The 17,383-nt window shown below is 33.8% G+C and carries 14 protein-coding genes; 8 read left to right on the forward strand and 6 right to left on the reverse strand.

From position 1 onward, the window contains the following. Positions 1-121 precede the first annotated feature (121 nt). A complete protein-coding gene (locus tag ACGK9U_RS00560) occupies positions 122-2,899 on the forward strand; it encodes a TonB-dependent receptor domain-containing protein (protein WP_394464400.1) in 2,778 nt (925 codons plus the stop codon). Positions 2,900-3,114: 215 nt separating this feature from the next. Beyond that, complete coding sequence (locus ACGK9U_RS00565; protein ID WP_394464401.1) at positions 3,115-4,230, forward strand: hypothetical protein; 1,116 nt, start codon at positions 3,115-3,117, stop codon at positions 4,228-4,230. A gap of 89 nt (positions 4,231-4,319) precedes the next feature. On the opposite strand, the gene ACGK9U_RS00570 is transcribed toward ACGK9U_RS00565, so the two are convergent. After that, on the reverse strand, positions 4,320-4,655 hold the full coding sequence (locus ACGK9U_RS00570) for a toxin-antitoxin system YwqK family antitoxin (RefSeq protein WP_394464403.1): 336 nt from the start codon (positions 4,653-4,655) through the stop codon (positions 4,320-4,322). A gap of 386 nt (positions 4,656-5,041) precedes the next feature. Between ACGK9U_RS00570 and ACGK9U_RS00575 the strand changes: the two genes are divergently transcribed. The 3 genes from ACGK9U_RS00575 to ACGK9U_RS00585 all read left to right on the forward strand — a co-directional run bounded on the left by ACGK9U_RS00575 (position 5,042) and on the right by ACGK9U_RS00585 (position 9,095). Continuing rightward, positions 5,042-6,250 carry a porin gene (locus ACGK9U_RS00575; protein WP_394464404.1) on the forward strand — a complete coding sequence of 403 codons (1,209 nt, stop codon included), beginning with the start codon at positions 5,042-5,044 and terminating at the stop codon, positions 6,248-6,250. Positions 6,251-6,324: 74 nt separating this feature from the next. After that, positions 6,325-8,718 (forward strand): inorganic phosphate transporter, encoded by a 2,394-nt coding sequence (locus tag ACGK9U_RS00580; RefSeq protein WP_394464405.1) that lies wholly within the window; start codon positions 6,325-6,327, stop codon positions 8,716-8,718. Positions 8,719-8,813: 95 nt separating this feature from the next. Continuing rightward, positions 8,814-9,095: a pyrimidine/purine nucleoside phosphorylase gene (locus tag ACGK9U_RS00585; protein WP_394464406.1), complete on the forward strand. Its 282-nt coding sequence runs from the start codon at positions 8,814-8,816 to the stop codon at positions 9,093-9,095. A 111-nt stretch (positions 9,096-9,206) separates the two neighbouring features. Here ACGK9U_RS00585 and ACGK9U_RS00590 read toward each other — a convergent pair whose 3' ends face one another. From ACGK9U_RS00590 to ACGK9U_RS00600, 3 genes are all read right to left on the reverse strand, one after another. Continuing rightward, the gene (locus tag ACGK9U_RS00590) at positions 9,207-11,687 is read right to left on the reverse strand and encodes a ribonucleoside-diphosphate reductase subunit alpha (protein ID WP_394464407.1); all 2,481 of its coding nucleotides are present in this window, start codon (positions 11,685-11,687) and stop codon (positions 9,207-9,209) included. Positions 11,688-11,911: 224 nt separating this feature from the next. After that, positions 11,912-12,892 (reverse strand): ribonucleotide-diphosphate reductase subunit beta, encoded by a 981-nt coding sequence (locus ACGK9U_RS00595; RefSeq protein WP_394464408.1) that lies wholly within the window; start codon positions 12,890-12,892, stop codon positions 11,912-11,914. 289 nt (positions 12,893-13,181) lie between these two features. Next, a complete protein-coding gene (locus ACGK9U_RS00600) occupies positions 13,182-13,745 on the reverse strand; it encodes a DUF3109 family protein (protein ID WP_394464409.1) in 564 nt (187 codons plus the stop codon). Between the two features lie 108 nt (positions 13,746-13,853). Here ACGK9U_RS00600 and ACGK9U_RS00605 point away from each other — a divergent pair, with 108 nt between their 5' ends. The 3 genes from ACGK9U_RS00605 to ACGK9U_RS00615 are packed head-to-tail and all read left to right on the forward strand — an operon-like array spanning position 13,854 to position 15,257. Beyond that, positions 13,854-14,441 carry a MarC family protein gene (locus ACGK9U_RS00605; protein ID WP_394464410.1) on the forward strand — a complete coding sequence of 196 codons (588 nt, stop codon included), beginning with the start codon at positions 13,854-13,856 and terminating at the stop codon, positions 14,439-14,441. A gap of 10 nt (positions 14,442-14,451) precedes the next feature. Then, positions 14,452-14,655 (forward strand): hypothetical protein, encoded by a 204-nt coding sequence (locus ACGK9U_RS00610; RefSeq protein ID WP_394464411.1) that lies wholly within the window; start codon positions 14,452-14,454, stop codon positions 14,653-14,655. After that, on the forward strand, positions 14,655-15,257 hold the full coding sequence (locus tag ACGK9U_RS00615) for an FAD-dependent oxidoreductase (protein WP_394464412.1): 603 nt from the start codon (positions 14,655-14,657) through the stop codon (positions 15,255-15,257). The genes ACGK9U_RS00610 and ACGK9U_RS00615 overlap by 1 nt, the downstream gene beginning before the upstream one ends. Before the next feature lie 6 nt (positions 15,258-15,263). On the opposite strand, the gene ACGK9U_RS00620 is transcribed toward ACGK9U_RS00615, so the two are convergent. Both ACGK9U_RS00620 and ACGK9U_RS00625 read right to left on the reverse strand, forming a co-directional pair. Further along, positions 15,264-16,856, reverse strand: coding sequence for a S41 family peptidase (locus ACGK9U_RS00620; RefSeq protein WP_394464413.1), 1,593 nt, complete (start codon positions 16,854-16,856; stop codon positions 15,264-15,266). After that, on the reverse strand, positions 16,856-17,287 hold the full coding sequence (locus ACGK9U_RS00625) for a deoxycytidylate deaminase (RefSeq protein WP_394464414.1): 432 nt from the start codon (positions 17,285-17,287) through the stop codon (positions 16,856-16,858). The genes ACGK9U_RS00620 and ACGK9U_RS00625 overlap by 1 nt, the downstream gene beginning before the upstream one ends. Positions 17,288-17,383 lie beyond the last annotated feature (96 nt).

Genomic DNA, 17,383 nt, shown 5'->3' on the forward strand with positions numbered 1-17,383 from the left:
GTTTAGGAATCAACGATTAGATAACATTAACATAACCCTTTTGTTACGGTTGTTTAACCTATTCGTAACATCCTATTCATTTTGTGTTTCGTTCTTTGCACCAGATAAAAACTAAAAAAAAATGAAAAAATTAACCCTATTGTTTCTGCTATTTATAGCAACAATTTCATATGGTCAAAACACTGGTTCTGTGGTTGGTAAACTAACCGATAAAGAATACAATGATGAACCTCTAGCTTTCGCTAACGTATTAATAAAAGGAACCACTAAAGGAACCACTTCAGATATTGATGGTTTATACAAGATTGAAAATTTAGAAGCGGGTTCTTATACCGTAATATTTAGTTTTGTTGGTTACGAAACACAAGAAATACCTGTAACCATTGTAGCAAACAAAGTAACGGAAGTAAATGTCCCTATGGGAGCAAGTGCAGCATCGTTATCGGAAGTTGTTATTACAACTACTACCAAAAGAGAAAGCGAAACCGCTTTATTATTAGAACAAAAGAAAGCGGTTGCTTTTAAAGCATCTATTGGTGCCGACGAACTTTCCAGAAAAGGTGTAAGCGATGTATCTGCCGCTGTAACTAAAGTAAGTGGTATTTCTAAACAAGAAGGTTCTGGAAGTATTTTTGTAAGAGGTTTAGGAGACAGATATAACATTACAACATTAAATGGTTTACCATTACCTTCTAATAACCCTTCAAACAAAAATATAGTTTTAGATATTTTTACTACTGATATTGTGGAATATGTAGGTATTAGTAAAACCTTTGAATCTCAAAATTATGCAGATTTTGGTGGTGCCAATATTGATATTGTTTCAAAAAAATTCTCTGGATCTCCATATGTAACTTTAGGTTTAGGTATGGGTGCTAACACAAATGTTTTAAAAGTAGATGATTTCTATTTACAAGATGGTCCATCTTATTTCGGATTTGATTCTGGTAAAGAACCAGCTTTTGGTCTTAATCCAGATAATTACGAAACAAGCTGGGACAGAGAAAAAAGTAAAAACACTTTAAATAACAACTACTCATTATCTGGTGGTAAAAAATTTAAATTTGGAGAAACAACTTCATTAAGCACATTCCTTACTGCGTCATTTGATGCCGATAACAAATATATTGAAGGTTACGACAGAGGAAATATTACTGCACAAGGAACTATAAACTCCGACTTTTACAAAAAATCATATAGACACAATACCAATACGACTGTAATGGGTACTGCAGATTTAAAAATAAACAACAGTAACTCCATTTTATTTACATCTTTATTTTTAAACTCTAGCTCACAAGATTACAGTGAATACGAAGGAACGAATCAAAATTTTGATGGTGGTGCTCCAGGAGCTGGTGATATTTCCGGTTTTATTAAACGTGGTACATTCGACCAAACACAGTTATATGTTAATCAGTTATTAGGAAAACATGACATTACAGACCAATTAACTGCTAATTGGGCCATTGGATATAGTTATTTAAATAACGTCATTCCAGATCGTATGCAAAATACATTTGTACCTTCTCGTGATGGTTCTTCTAACTATACATTCTTTACAGATTCAAGTATACATAACCACCGTTATTACCAAGATTTGGAAGAAGGTGAAATGTCGGCAAACGTATCGTTATCGTATAATTTCAATAAAGATGCAGACGAAAACTACAAAGGGAAAGTTACTTTAGGATATTCTGGAAAATTAAAAGATATTAATTTTAATTCTCAACAATATGCCTTTTTCCCTGTAGCTAACAAAATTAACTTTTCAAAAGATGGCATTCATGATGTAGATACTTATTTATCTAGTCCGTTTTTTGATTTATCATCTGGTGACAGATCTGGTAACATCCCACAATATTACACAGGGAATTTAAATGTACATTCTGCATTTGCCAATGTACAATACAATTTAACTGAAAAGTTATCTGTTATAGTAGGAGCCAGATTAGAACAATTAGACCAATATGTTTATTTTGAAACATCGTTAGTGCCAGACGGCGATGAGTCGAGCTATTCTCCAATAAACTTCTTACCAAGTTTAACTGCAAAATATACTTTAAATGATAAACAAAATTTAAAATTTGCAGCAAGTAAAACCTATACTTTACCTCAATTTAAAGAAAAAGTAAAATTACTTTTCCAAGAAGTAACTCAAGATTACGAAGGGAATCCAAACTTATATGCTTCAACTAACTACAATGTCGATTTAGGTTGGGAGTATTTCCCAAGTAACAGCGAGTTGGTTTCTGTAACAACTTTTGGTAAATTAATTCAAAATCCTATTAACGAAATGTTTACCAACTCATCTTCTGGTAACATTACTTATGCCAACACTGGTGAAAAAGCTATTGCTGTTGGTGTTGAAGTTGAATTAAGAAAAAACATCTTCGAAATAGAAAAAGATAACGATTTAAAAGATAGATTATCTTTCGGAATTAACGGTTCATACATTTACCATAATCAAGATTTAGATAAAACAAAAGTATTTGACGAAAATGGTTTTGGTGCCAACTTTACATTTGAAGAAGCTAAACTTGCAGGTGCTTCAGATATCTTAGCCAATGCCGACATATCGTTCTTAACTCAATTTTCTGAAAACAAAGACATCACTGCTACATTATCATATGCTTATTTCTCTGATAAATTAGCTGTATTAGGAACTCAAAATAAAGGTAACATGGTAGATAAAGCCATTAACAATTTAGACTTTATTTTAAAATCTAACTTAAACAAAAGCTTACAATTAGGAGTTGCTTTTAAAAACATTTTAAACCCGGTTTACAAACGTATGCTTGAGCAAAGCAAGGTGCCAGGAAGCACTACTGATGATGTATTAGTAAGTTCTTTTAAAGCAGGATCAAACCTTAGTTTGTCTTTAAAATATACATTCTAAAAAAAGAATTTTATATACGTATTTCAAAAGGTGATTGATTAATTCAATCACCTTTTTTTTTACTTTAAGAGATGTAAAATTAATGTTAACCAATTCTAAAAATAACCCGTAATACTTAACAAGAAACTAATACACGGTTAACAGTATAAAAACAGTATCTGCCTTTCTTTGCAGGAGAAAAATAAAACAAAAATTTCTAAATAAAACTTAACAAAATGAAAAAATCAATTTTAGCAATCGCAGCAGTAGCAACACTAGCATTTACAAGTTGTACAAGCGATGGTGGTCCAAGAAAATCAAAAAGTTCTTTTGAATTAAAAGTAGATGATTTAAAAGGAGATATTACAGATGGTACTGTAACTTTAGATCCTTCTCAAACTTATACTTTAAGCGGAAAATTATTAGTAAAATCTGGAGCCACTTTAACTATTCCTGCAGGAACAGTTATTAAATCTTCGGTTACAGCTCCAAAAGAATCTATGGCGATTGTTGTTGAAAGAGGTGCTACAATTAATATTAACGGTGAAGCTAACAATCCAGTAATCATGACATCTGGACAAACAAATCCAAAAGAAAGTGATTGGGGTGGTTTAGTTATTTGTGGTGATGCTAAAGTGAATACGGGTGATAACGGTACTTCTGAAGTTGGTGATTCCCCTTATGGTGGAAACAATAACGATGATTCATCAGGAAAAATCAATTTCTTAAGAATTGAATATACAGGATCTAAATTCTCTCCAACAAAAGAATACAATGGTGTTTCTTTCTTTGGTGTTGGTAGAAAAACAGAAGTTTCAAATATTTATGCATACGAAAGTGGAGATGATGGTATCGAATTTTTTGGTGGTGCTGTAAATGCTTCTAATTTAGTAATTGAAAACGCTTATGATGACTCATTAGATTTTGCTGATGGTTACCAAGGAACTATTACCAATGTTTATATTGTTGGTGTAACAAAAGCAGGAATTGAAGGTTCAAACAATGGCGATAACGATGTTGCAAGTCCACTAACCGATGCTAAATTGGTAAATGTTTCTATCGTTAAAGGTACCGATGCTAAGTTTACTGCTTCAGAGCAAGCTATCAACTTTAAAGAAGGTGGTGGAAAACAAACGTATACTAACTTATTTGTTTCTGGTATCGATACATTTGCTAAATTAGATACAGGTTCAGGCGCCACTGCAAGAATTGCTGCTGGAGATTTTAAAGTAAATGGTAAGACCTTTGTAAGTACAAGTAATTTAACTACTAATTATGTTACAACTGAAACTGGTGCTGGTAACGGAGCAACTTTACCTACTTGGGCTACTAAAATTTCGAAAAACAACTAATTTTCTTAGTAAAGAAAATATATAAAACTAAAAAAGCATCCCAAATTGGAATGCTTTTTGTTTTTAGTTTAGTTTAAAAAAAAATTACTTTATTGAATTTCAGATTCTTTTAAATTGGCTATAGCGTTATTGCTATAATCTACTTCTTTTACGGTTTCATTAGTATAATAAAACCATTTGCCGACTTTTTTACCATTATCATAATTTCCAGAAACAATTTTTTTGCCTGCTGTATCAAAACTTAACCACTCTCCTTGTAATTTACCATCTGCCGTGTAAGTTCCAGTTTGACTTACAACGCCATTGTCATGATAATAAACAACTTCAATTAAATTAGTGTCTTTGTTAAGTTTTAAATCTCTCTTTTGTTGTCCAAAAGAAACCACAGTAATTAAAAAGGCAAAAAACAAAATAAATTTCTTCATAATTATGGGGGTTTTAACATTATATTTCAAAGATAGTTATTAATTAACTTTTAAACAACACTTACGTAACATTAAATTAACATTAGAATCACAAACAATTGAACTACAATCACATACCAATGTTAAATTTAACATTGCAATATTAATAATTAGTTAATATTAATATTACAATTAGCTAAAATTAAAGGTTGATATTCGCATTGTCTTAAGACATAACAATTAGTTTTTCATATAATCTATTAGTTTTTGTCGACTACATTATCATGATTTCTAATGAGCTGCCTTTGGCCGAGGCAGCTTTTTTGTTGTTTTAAATTTAATTTTCAGGAAACATTTAGTTAACATTGGTTTTGGTTCTTTGCAGCGACAAAAACTAAGAAATTATAATGAAGATTAAATTTTCAATAGTTGCATTATTCATTTATGCAACTACTTCGCTAAACGCACAAGAAATTAAAGGCTCTAAATTTGGAAAAGGGCTATTTAACATTGTAGGACAAGATAGTTCTTGGACTATGAAAGTAGGCTTAAGATTTCAAATATTATCTGAAGCTGGCTGGGATATCCAAGACGGTAATCTTATCAACCCCAATTCTGATTTTTCCATAAGAAGATCTCGTTTAAAATTTGAAGGGTTTGCTTATAGCCCAAAACTAGAGTATAAATTGGAATTAGGATTATCTAACAATGATATTTCTGGAGCTTCCGTTTACACAAGTAATGCACCCAGATATATACTAGATGCGGTAGTAAAATGGAATTTTTATAAGAATTTCACATTATGGGCTGGACAAACTAAATTACCAGGAAACAGAGAACGTGTTATATCATCAGGAAATATGCAATTTGTAGACCGCTCGTTACTTAATAGCCGTTTTAACATTGATCGTGATATGGGCATTCAATTGCACCATCATTTTAATTTAAGCAAATCCTTTGTTGTAAAAGAAATAGTAGCAATATCGCAAGGTGAAGGAAGGAACATTACCACTGGTAATATTGGTGGGCATCAATATACAACCAGATTAGAACTTTTACCTTTTGGCGAATTTGCTGGCGAAGGCGACTATTCTGGTAGTGATTTAAAAAGAGAGACAACACCAAAACTTTCTTTGGCAGCTTCTTACGATTATAATAATAATGCCGTAAAAACACGCAGCAATCAAGGTTCCTATATGGTTATTGATGATGGCGATGGCTTATTTGAAACAAACATCAACACCCTTTTTATAGACGCTATGTTTAAATACAATGGATTTTCTTTTATGGGCGAATATGCTAAAAGAGATGCTAAAGATCCGTATGCAAAAAACAGCGATGGGTCTTTAACAGGTTCCGAAGTACAGGTTGGTAACGGTTTAAATCTGCAAGCGGGATACCTTTTTAAATCTAACTGGGAAGTTTCTGGGCGTTATACAAATATTGAGCTAGATAAAACCATTACTGGAAAAGGCGCTGAAAACCAATACACCTTAGGTGTTTCTAAATACATTGTAGGGCATAAACTAAAAGTGCAATCAGACATTAGCTACTTAGATGTTGCAAATAGTACCAACCAATTATTGTACAGATTACAATTTGATATTCATTTCTAATAAAACATAACAATTACGTAACTTAGCTTTCTGAAATACATAAGATATTTGCAAACTTATTTTTATTTATAATTATGGATAATATTTACTTATTAATGATAGTTGCCCTAGCGGTATTAGCCATTGCAGATTTAGTGGTGGGTGTTAGTAACGATGCCGTTAACTTTTTAAATTCAGCAATTGGATCTAAGGCCATTCCTTTTAAAACGATCATGATAGTAGCCAGTGTTGGTGTTGCTGTTGGAGCCGTATTTTCTAGTGGTATGATGGAAGTTGCTAGAAAAGGCATTTTCAACCCTCATGAATTCATGTTCAACGAAATCATGATTATTTTCATGGCAGTTATGATAACGGATATCCTGTTATTGGACTTCTTTAATACTGTTGGGATGCCAACTTCTACAACTGTTTCCATAGTTTTCGAATTACTGGGAGCTTCGGTAGCCATGGCGCTTATTAAAATAGGCCATAGCGGTGGTACTTTTGAGGATGTTGTTAATTATATAAACACCTCAAAGGCTAGTGAAATAATATTTGGTATTCTCTTATCGGTCGTCGTCGCATTTTCTGTTGGTGCCGCTGTACAGTGGGTAACCAGACTCCTGCTGTCTTATAATTTTCAGAAAAAAGCAAATTGGGTTGGTGCTTTATTTGGCGGTATTGCCATTACGTCAATCACCTATTTTATTTTCATGAAAGGTATTGGAGGTACTGCATATGCAAAACAAAGTTTTGATATTATTGGAGGTGCAACCATTAAAGAGTTTTTAGAAAACCAAGTGCTATTTATTGTTATTTGTAGCCTTGTTTTTTGGTCTTTACTTTCTTATGCTATCATTTCATTTCTAAAAACAAATATCTATAAACTTATTATTATTATAGGAACCTTCGCTTTGGCTTTAGCTTTCTCCGGAAACGATTTAGTTAATTTTATTGGTGTACCTATAGCTGGATGGCAATCTTACACCGCGTGGACTGTATCTGGCATTGCTCCAGAAGCATTTAGTATGGGCTTTCTAGCCGATAAAGTTCCTACACCAACCTTTTTATTGGTTATAGCAGGTTTTGTTATGGTAGCTACTTTGTGGCTATCTAAAAAAGCTAAATCGGTTACCGAAACCGAAATCAACCTATCAAGAGAAGGAGATGGTAAAGAACGTTTCCAACCTAACTTTTTATCTCGTGGTTTTGTAAGATTAGCTGTTGGAGCTTCAGAAATGTCATCATATATCTTACCAAAAACTTGGCAAGCTAAAATTGACAAACAGTTTGAAAAGCCTGTAATTAACTTAGCCAAATCTAAAACACATGAGTTACCTGCTTTTGATATGGTACGTGCTGCCGTAAACCTAATGGTAGCTGCCATCCTTATATCGTTAGCAACCTCAATGAAATTGCCTTTATCAACTACCTATGTAACATTTATGGTAGCTATGGGTTCCTCTTTGGCTGATAGAGCTTGGGGTGCAGAAAGTGCTGTTTATAGAGTTGCAGGGGTATTAAATGTCATTGGTGGTTGGTTTTTTACTGCCATTATAGCCTTTGTTGCTGCTGCCATTATAGCCTATTTGTTAAACTGGAATGTTGCCGCAATGGTACCTGTTCTACTTTTAGTTGCTATTTTACTATTAGTTAGAAACTATATAGCGCACAGAGAAAAATCAAAAGAAGCAAAAGCTGAAGATAGTTTAACTAAAGCTGAAAGTAGTTCCATTCAAGGTGTTATACACGAAAGTGCCAACAACATTGCAAGTGTTGTAAAGCGCGGTAATAAAATATACACCAATGCCATTAATGGATTGGCAAAACAAGATTTAACGCTACTGAAAAAGAACAAAAAACAAATCGTGAAATTATCTAGTGAAGTGGATGAATTGCGTGATAATATTTTCTATTTCATTAAAAATTTAGATGAATCGAGTCTTGCTGCAAGTAACTTTTACATTCACGTATTAGGATACCTTCAAGACATGATCCAATCTTTAGAATACATTACTAAAGTTAGCCACAAACACGTTCAAAACAATCATAAAAAACTTAAATTCAATCAAATTAAAGAATTAAAAGAAGTTGATGAACGTTTTGAAACCTTCTTCAATAACACTCAAAAAGCTTTTGATTCTAGATCTTTTGAAGAAATTGGTATTATTTTAGGAAGAAAACAAGAGATTTTAGGTTTGGTAACTTCAAAAATCCAAAAACAAGTGGAACGTACCCGTACTGAAGAATCGAGCCCTAAAAACACAACCTTATATTTTAGTTTATTGTTGGAGACTAAAGATTTGCTCAATGCTTCTATGAATCTTTTAGAAGAATATTACAACGCCCACGATAGTTCTGTGAAACCTGCAACTCCTGTGCAGGCGCCTTCAAAAACAGCAAAACCTGCTAAAATTGTAGAACCTAAAAAACCTGAGGCTGATTCGCCATCAAGTGAAACACCAGACGCTTCAGAACCTAAACAATAAACCTCATAAAGGTTAAATACAAAGCCATCTAAAACCTAGATGGCTTTGTTGTTTCTATAATTTATTTACTTTTGTATAAATTTAAAAAATATACAATGATTACAGCAAATGAGTATTTTGATAGTAATGTAAAATCTTTAGGCTACACAACAGCTTCCGGAAATTCTACTTTAGGCGTTATGAACCCTGGCGAGTATGAATTCGGAACTTCTAAACACGAAACCATGCGTGTTATTGAAGGTGAAATGACTGTTAAGTTACCTGGAAGCACCGAGTGGGTTACTTATAAAGCTGGTGAAGCTTACGAAATAGATGCCAACAAAAAATTTCAAGTTAAAGTATCTACACAAACATCATATTTATGTCAATATAAATAATAGTATTGATCTTATAAAAAACCAAAAAGCACCTCCATCGAGGTGCTTTTTTATAACACTTAACTTAAAATTTCTTTCGAATACTAAAAGTTTAAATTTGGGGCAAAATTATTAAGACCCACACATTAAGCAATCGTCTCCTTCTGCGGCTTTAGCTTGGGCTATTAAAGCTTTCATTTCCTCGGCCGTCATAGGCTCAACCTCAGAGGCTTTCTGTTGTTTTGCAAATGTAGCGGCGTTCTTTTCTGCTATATGTTTTTTCTGTTCTTGTTGTACAGCTACATTGTTAACCTCAACTGCTTCCGCTACTGGTTCCTCCATTTTCGTGGTTTGTAAAGTAAACTTGATAGCATCTACAGCACTCTTAGTACGTAAATAGTACATACCTGTTTTTAAGCCACTTTTCCAAGCATAAAAGTGCATGGAGGTTAATTTAGCCATGGTTGCGCCTTCCATAAATAGGTTAAGCGATTGTGACTGATCGATAAAGTATCCACGTTGGCGACTCATATCAATAATGTCTTTCATACTTAATTCCCATACGGTTTTGTAAAGCTCCTTAATATCTTGTGGAATAATGTCGATACCTTGTACAGAACCATTGGCTCTCATGATTTCTTGTTTCAAATTATCGTTCCATAAACCTAAGTCTACTAAATCTTCCAGCAAATGTTTATTAACTATAATAAACTCACCAGATAATACACGACGTGTGTAAATGTTTGATGTATATGGCTCAAAACACTCGTTATTACCAAGAATTTGAGATGTGGAAGCTGTTGGCATTGGCGCTACTAAAAGCGAGTTACGAACACCGTGTTTTAACACTTGTTTACGTAATTTATCCCATTCCCACATGCCACTTAATTCTTCATCTTTCAAGTTCCAAAGGTTGTGTTGGAACAGCCCTTTACTTATTGGAGAACCTTCATAGGTTTGGTATGGACCATCAGCCTTAGCTTCTTCCATACTAGCGGTAACTGCAGCGAAATAAAGCGTTTCAAAAATATCTTGGTTTAATTTTTTAGCTTCATCACTTGTAAAAGGCATACGTAATTGAATGAACGTATCTGCCAACCCTTGTACACCCAATCCAATAGGACGATGACGCATATTTGAGTTTTCAGCTTCAATTACAGGATAGTAATTTCTATCAATAACACGGTTTAAGTTTTTGGTTACGCGTTTTGTGATACGGAACAATTCTTTATGGTCGAACTCACCATTTTTAACAAACATTGGTAACGCAATAGAAGCTAAATTACATACAGCAACCTCATCTGGCGATGTGTATTCTAATATTTCTGTACATAAATTAGAAGAGCGAATGGTTCCTAAATTTTGTTGGTTCGATTTACGGTTAGCCGCATCTTTATACAACATATAAGGCGTACCGGTTTCAATTTGAGATTCTAATATTTTCTCCCAAAGTTCGCGGGCTTTTATGGTTTTTCTACCTTTATTTTCACTTTCGTATTTTAAATACAGAGTTTCAAATGCTTCACTATGCACCTCATCTAAACCTGGGCATTCATTAGGGCACATTAGGGTCCATTTTCCATCTTCCTCAACACGTTTCATGAATAAATCTGAAATCCACATCGCATAAAATAAATCGCGTGCACGCATTTCTTCTTTACCATGGTTCTTCTTTAAATCCAAGAAATCCATAATATCGGCATGCCATGTTTCAATGTACATAGCGAAACTTCCTTTACGTTTTCCGCCACCTTGGTCTACATAACGTGCGGTATCGTTAAAGACTTTAAGCATGGGTACAATACCATTGCTTGTTCCGTTGGTGCCTGCAATATAACTTCCTGTAGCTCGAATGTTATGGATTGCCAAACCAATACCACCTGCAGATTGCGATATTTTGGCTGTTTGTTTTAAGGTATCGTAAATACCATCAATACTATCATCTTTCATGGTTAACAAGAAACAAGATGACATTTGTGGTTTTGGGGTCCCAGAATTGAAAAGGGTTGGTGTAGCGTGTGTAAAATATTTTTTAGACATCAACTCATAGGTTTCGATAACCGAATCCATATCATTTAAATGAATACCAACGGCAACACGCATTAACATGTGCTGCGGACGCTCCGCTATTTTACCATCCAATTTTAATAAGTATGAACGCTCTAAGGTTTTAAACCCAAAATAATCATAACCAAAATCGCGGTTATAGATAATGTTTGAGTCTAAAACATCTTTGTTTTTCATAATAACCTCATAAACATCATCAGCTAAAAGTGGTGCATTTTTGCCTGTTCTTGGGTTTACGTAGGTGTAAAGGTCGTGCATAACCTCACTAAACGTCTTCTTCGTGTTTTTATGTAAGTTAGAAACAGAAATTCTAGCCGCCAGTTTTGCATAATCTGGATGCGTGGTTGTCATGGTTGCAGCAATCTCAGCAGCTAAATTATCAAGTTCACTAGTGGTTACACCATCGTATAAGCCTTCAATTACACGCATTGTTACTTTTAATGGGTCTACCAATTCGTTTAACCCGTAACATAATTTACGCACCCTTGCGGTGATTTTGTCGAACATCACTTGTTCTTTTCTGCCGTCTCTTTTTACTACATACATATTTTACACTGTTTTTAAGTTCTTCTGATACACCTTCAGAAAAACGGTTAGTTGATTATTCCAAGCATTAAACTAATTGCTAATTAGTTTAATGCTTAGTTAGTTTAGTTGGATTAATAAAATTTGTTTATTTTCTCATTTAACTGAAACGAGTTCAGTGAAAGTGCATGAGAATAACACTTTTATAAATTACAGAAAACTTTCCTTTTGGTTGATTTTAATGATTAAAAATCGGCATCAAAAGTAAATTTATCTTTGTCTTCTTCTTTGTTAAGAACACCTGCTTTTTGGTATTCAGACACACGTTTTTCAAAGAAATTGGTTTTTCCTTGTAACGAAATCATATCCATAAAATCGAATGGATTGGCGGTATTGTATTCTTTATCGCAACCTAGTTCAAACAACAATCTATCGGTTACAAACTCCAAATATTGCGACATTAATTTGGCATTCATACCAATTAAACTAGCTGGTAATGATTCGGTTATAAATTCACGCTCAATATCCAAGGCTTCAACCAAAATCTCTCTAATTCTGGCTTTTGGCACTTTGTTTACTAAATGTTTGTTGTGCAAGTGTACTGCAAAGTCGCAATGCACACCTTCATCACGAGAGATTAACTCGTTTGAGAATGTTAATCCTGGCATTAAACCTCTTTTCTTTAACCAAAAAATAGAACAAAATGCCCCAGAAAAGAAAATACCTTCTACCGCTGCAAAAGCAATTAAACGCTCTGCAAAACTTGGAGACTCAATCCATTTTAAGGCCCAATCCGCTTTTTTCTTAATAGCTGGAAAGTTCTCTAAAGCATTAAATAATAAGTCTTTTTCTTTTTCGTCTTTAACGTAAGTGTCAATTAAAAGCGAGTAGGTTTCACTGTGGATGTTTTCCATCATAATTTGAAATCCATAAAAGAATTTCGCTTCACTATATTGCACTTCGCTTACAAAATTTTCAGCTAAATTTTCATTTACTATACCATCACTCGCTGCAAAAAACGCTAAAATGTGCTTGATGAAATAACGCTCATCATCATTTAATTTGTTTTTCCAGTCTGTAAGATCTTGATGTAAATCTATTTCTTCTGCAGTCCAAAAACTTGCCTCCGATTTTTTATACCATTCCCAAATATCATGATGTTCAATTGGAAAAATAACAAAACGATTTTTGTTTTCTTGAAGAATGGGTTCTATTTGTTGAGACATTTTTTTAGTTTTTATTTTTAAAGATTAGACGAAAACCGGTTACGATTTTGGGAGTAACAAAGATTGAAAAATGATGTTAAAAATGAAAGGTTTAGTTATAAACAATGTCAAGAAGTTTTTAACAATTAAAGAATGACGAAACAAAATGAAGTTTACAAATTAAAACACCTAAAACCCTAATTTATAGTTGTTTAGTTTTTTTTAAAAATCAAAAAGTTTACAAGAAAAAATAAGAATTTTAATTTTAAACCCCTTATTTTAAAGGTGTTTTAGAGGTATTTTTGAGTTATTAAAACTTATTAGCAACCTTTTCCAATTCGGCATACCAATCTTCTCCAAATTTTCTAATCAAGGCTTCTTTTACAAATTTGTAAACAGGAATCTGAAGTTCTTTTCCTAAAGTGCAGGCATCGTCACAAATTTGCCATTTATGGTAATTTACTGCCGAAAATTCTGTGTAATCTTGTACCCGAACCGGATATAAATGACATGAAACAGGCTTTTTCCAAGAAATTTCACCTTGGTTATAAGCTTCTTCAATAGCGCACAAGGCCACTTTTTTTTCATCAAAGATAACATAAGCGCAATCGGCACCATTAATTAACGGTGTTTCTAGTTCGCCTTCTTCCGAGGTTACATATACACCTTGTGATTCGATGGCTTCAATCCCTTCTTTTCTTAAAAAAGGCTTCACTTTAGGGTATATTTCTTTCAAAATATCAGCTTCCTCTTTCTCTAAAGGAGCGCCGGCATCACCATCAATACAACAAGCGCCTTTACATGCAGACAGATTGCACATAAAATCCTTTTCTATAATATCTTCTGAGATGATGGTTTTACCTAATTGGAACATAGCCTTGTTTATCTAATGAAGGGCAAAAATAACTAAACTTTAGCGTTTAATACCCTAAATATTGCATACAATCCTATACTTTTGCAACAAATTATAAAAAGCATCCCTATGCAACTCAATTTTAAAGAAATATTTACCGCTTTTATGGTATTGTTTGCCGTGGTTGATATTGTTGGAAATATTCCTATTATAATTGATTTACGGAAAAAAGTAGGTCATATTAATAGTAGAAAAGCTTCTATTATTTCGGGTGTTATTATGATATCGTTCCTGTTTTTGGGAAAAAGCATTTTAACGCTTATTGGCATTGATGTAAACTCGTTTGCAGTAGCAGGTGCCTTTATTTTGTTTTTTATTGCTTTAGAAATGATTTTGGGCATCACACTTTATAAACATGAAGAATACACTTCAGATACCGCTTCGGTATTTCCATTGGCATTTCCACTAATTGCAGGTCCCGGTAGCTTAACAACGCTTCTGTCATTAAGGGCTGAATTTAAAACTGAAAACATTATAGTTGCCATTATTTTGAACGTTATTGTTATTTTTATTGTTTTAAAAACCTCTAAAACTATCGAACGTTTTTTAGGAGCAAACGGCATTAGTATTGTTAGAAAAGTTTTTGGTGTGGTATTGCTTGCCATTGCCGTTAAGCTGTTTGCACATAACATTAAAGCTTTATTTGAAATTATTTAATTTTTAAAAAATGAAAATCGCAACCATTGTAATTAGCGTATTGGCCCTAGCTCTTATTATCTTCAACGCTACTCAAATAAATTTTGATGCGCCTTTTGAAGGCGAAAGTATGATAGCCCTAATAACTATTTTAGCTGCACTTTGCGCCATAGTAATGATGCAAATCTTAAGAGTTTCTAAACGTATTGAGGAAAAAGTAAAAGGTCGCCGCTAATGTTTGATGCTTTGATAATAGGTGGCGGTGCCGCAGGTTTACAATGCGCCTTAATATTAGGTTCTGCACAGAACAAACCTTTTGCTGCAAACAAACGTGTTGGTATTATTGTACACCAAAAAACATCGCATTTACAAACTGCTTTATTTAACAATGTGCTTGGTTTAGCACCTGGAACTACTGGTGCGTCTATTTTAGGTAGTGGCAAAACACAGTTAAAAACTTTATATCCAGATATTGAACAAATTGAAAACGAAAAAGTTTTAGAACTTTCTAGAACCGAAGGTATTTTTAATATTAAAACCAACAAACATTCTTATAAAGCCAAAATTGTAGTTATTGCGGTAGGCTACACCAATTTAATGACGATTGATGGTTTAGAACCATACATTGAACCACACCCTAGAGCTGCTATTGAAAAAGACCGTATTTGGTTGAAAAACACTGACCATTTAGTTGAAGAAAACCTGTATGTTACTGGTTCTTTAGCCGGTTGGCGCAGTCAGTTTGCTATTTGTGCTGGAAGTGGCGCCCAAGTAGCTACCGATATTTTAACACTTTGGAATGGAGGAAAGCACGTAAAGGTGCATGATAAGATTTAGTTTTTGCTATTTTTTACCTTGGCTCAACTCAACCACTTCTTCAATCATAATATCACTTTTGTTCAGAACTTCTTCAAAAGCACCTGTTCCATAAAGTTGGTCTGCCAAAGTAGCTTTTAAATATTGTTTTACTTCTTCATGATATGCTACGAAGGTTAGTTTAGATTCGGTTCTTTTATTTAAATATTCCTGAAAATCGTAAACCATTTTTTCTGGCACTTCAAACACATCAATAAAATCTTGTCTGGAAATATCTCCATAAATCTTTCTATTTTTTTCTAAAGTTTCAAAAATGAAATAACCTATAAACCCACGACGTTGTAAAAACGTTAGCGTTTCGTTTTGCATACTATTATCTATAGGGACAAATACATCTGGTATAATACCGCCGCCGCCATATACGGTTTTACCCTTGGGTGTTTTGAATTTTAAAGAATCGGCCACTTGAATTTTTTCTGGATCTAGTAATTCGCCACTATCCATTCTAGTAAAATATTCATCATAATAATCTTTATTACCCTTATTGTATGGGCGCTGAATGGAACGACCTGTTGGCGTATAATATCTTGATACGGTTAAACGCACTACACTACCATCGCCCAAATCCATTTCGCGTTGCACCAAACCTTTACCATATGAACGACGCCCAATTATGGTGCCTTTATCATTATCTTGCAATGCACCTGCAACAATTTCACTTGCTGAAGCTGAATTTTCGTTTATAAGCACATATAGTTTTCCGTTTTCAAAATCACCTTTATCGGTAGCGAAGCTTTTTTCTATGCTTCCTCGTTTGTTTTTGGTAAATAAAATGAGTTTATCATCTTCTAAAAATTCATCTACAATTTGTTCGGCAATTCCTAAAAAACCACCTGGGTTATCGCGTAAATCGAGCACGATTTCGGTAGCTCCTAAGCCTAAAAGTTTATCTAAACCAACCTTAAATTCTTTATAAGTAGTTTCGGCAAAACGGTTTATTTTAATGTAACCCAACTTGCTGGTAAGCATATAAACTGCATCGACACTTTTTATTGGAATATGAGAACGTTTTACTGTAAAATTCAACAGTTTGGACTGGCCTTTTCTAAACACTTTTAAGTTGACTTTACTATTTAACGGTCCTTTAAGTTTGTTTACCAATTGGCCATCGTTAAGCCTGTTCCCGAAAAGGGTATCACCATCGGCCATAATAATACGATCGCCACCTTTTATACCTGCCTTGTCACTTGGTCCATCTTCAATGGCCCTTATAACAGCAATAGAATCTCGATACGGATAAAAACTAATGCCAATACCCACAAAATCGCCTTTCATGTTTTCGGCAACGCTTTGCATATCTTCTTTAGGAATATAAACGGAATGCGGGTCCAGGTTTTCTAAAATGCCGTTTACGGTTACGTCTACAATACTGTCGGTATTTATATCGTCTACATAATCATATTCTATATAATCGATAAGTCTGTTAAGCTTATCTTTTTTACTGTTTTTAGAAAATAATTTATCGGGAGTGTCGCTAAAATCTAATTTACCGCCAATAAAAATGCCTGCTGCTACAGCAACACCTATTATTAATGGCAAATATTTTTTTTTGTATGGCATTAGGCTTCTACGTCTTCAATTTGTTTTAACTCAATTCCTGCTTTTTTTAAGAACTTTAGTCCAGAATCATCTTTATAAGCTTGATGATAAACCACTTTTACAATACCTGCTTGATGGATTAGCTTGCTGCACTCTTTGCATGGCGACATGGTAATATACAGGGTAGCTCCTTTACAGGATTGGGTTGAGGCTGCTACTTTTAAAATAGCATTGGCTTCGGCGTGCAGCACGTACCATTTAGTGTAACCTTCATCATCTTCACAAAAGTTCTCAAAGCCTGATGGTGTACCATTGTACCCATCGGATATTATCATTCGGTCTTTTACTATGAGCGCACCTACTTGCCTGCGTTTGCAATACGATAGTTTCCCCCATTCTTGTGCAATTCTTAAGTAGGCTTTATCGTATTTTAGCTGTTTTTTTTCTGGCATTAATTTTTATAATTGTGGCGCTAAGATAATTAACGCAAATTACTATAACGAATATACTTGGTTCGTATTTTAATTACAACGCAAGTTCGTTAAAGT

This window comes from Mariniflexile sp. HNIBRBA6329, assembly GCF_043558645.1.
Taxonomy (GTDB): domain Bacteria; phylum Bacteroidota; class Bacteroidia; order Flavobacteriales; family Flavobacteriaceae; genus Mariniflexile.

Excerpts from the sequence above, each read along its gene's own strand:
- ACGK9U_RS00560 (WP_394464400.1), top strand. The coding sequence starts at position 122 with ATGAAAAAATTAACCCTATTGTTTCTGCTATTTATAGCAACAATTTCA.
- ACGK9U_RS00565 (WP_394464401.1), top strand. The coding sequence starts at position 3,115 with ATGAAAAAATCAATTTTAGCAATCGCAGCAGTAGCAACACTAGCATTT.
- ACGK9U_RS00570 (WP_394464403.1), bottom strand. The coding sequence starts at position 4,655 with ATGAAGAAATTTATTTTGTTTTTTGCCTTTTTAATTACTGTGGTTTCT.
- ACGK9U_RS00575 (WP_394464404.1), top strand. The coding sequence starts at position 5,042 with ATGAAGATTAAATTTTCAATAGTTGCATTATTCATTTATGCAACTACT.
- ACGK9U_RS00580 (WP_394464405.1), top strand. The coding sequence starts at position 6,325 with ATGGATAATATTTACTTATTAATGATAGTTGCCCTAGCGGTATTAGCC.
- ACGK9U_RS00585 (WP_394464406.1), top strand. The coding sequence starts at position 8,814 with ATGATTACAGCAAATGAGTATTTTGATAGTAATGTAAAATCTTTAGGC.
- ACGK9U_RS00590 (WP_394464407.1), bottom strand. The coding sequence starts at position 11,687 with ATGTATGTAGTAAAAAGAGACGGCAGAAAAGAACAAGTGATGTTCGAC.
- ACGK9U_RS00595 (WP_394464408.1), bottom strand. The coding sequence starts at position 12,892 with ATGTCTCAACAAATAGAACCCATTCTTCAAGAAAACAAAAATCGTTTT.
- ACGK9U_RS00600 (WP_394464409.1), bottom strand. The coding sequence starts at position 13,745 with ATGTTCCAATTAGGTAAAACCATCATCTCAGAAGATATTATAGAAAAG.
- ACGK9U_RS00605 (WP_394464410.1), top strand. The coding sequence starts at position 13,854 with ATGCAACTCAATTTTAAAGAAATATTTACCGCTTTTATGGTATTGTTT.
- ACGK9U_RS00610 (WP_394464411.1), top strand. The coding sequence starts at position 14,452 with ATGAAAATCGCAACCATTGTAATTAGCGTATTGGCCCTAGCTCTTATT.
- ACGK9U_RS00615 (WP_394464412.1), top strand. The coding sequence starts at position 14,655 with ATGTTTGATGCTTTGATAATAGGTGGCGGTGCCGCAGGTTTACAATGC.
- ACGK9U_RS00620 (WP_394464413.1), bottom strand. The coding sequence starts at position 16,856 with ATGCCATACAAAAAAAAATATTTGCCATTAATAATAGGTGTTGCTGTA.
- ACGK9U_RS00625 (WP_394464414.1), bottom strand. The coding sequence starts at position 17,287 with ATGCCAGAAAAAAAACAGCTAAAATACGATAAAGCCTACTTAAGAATT.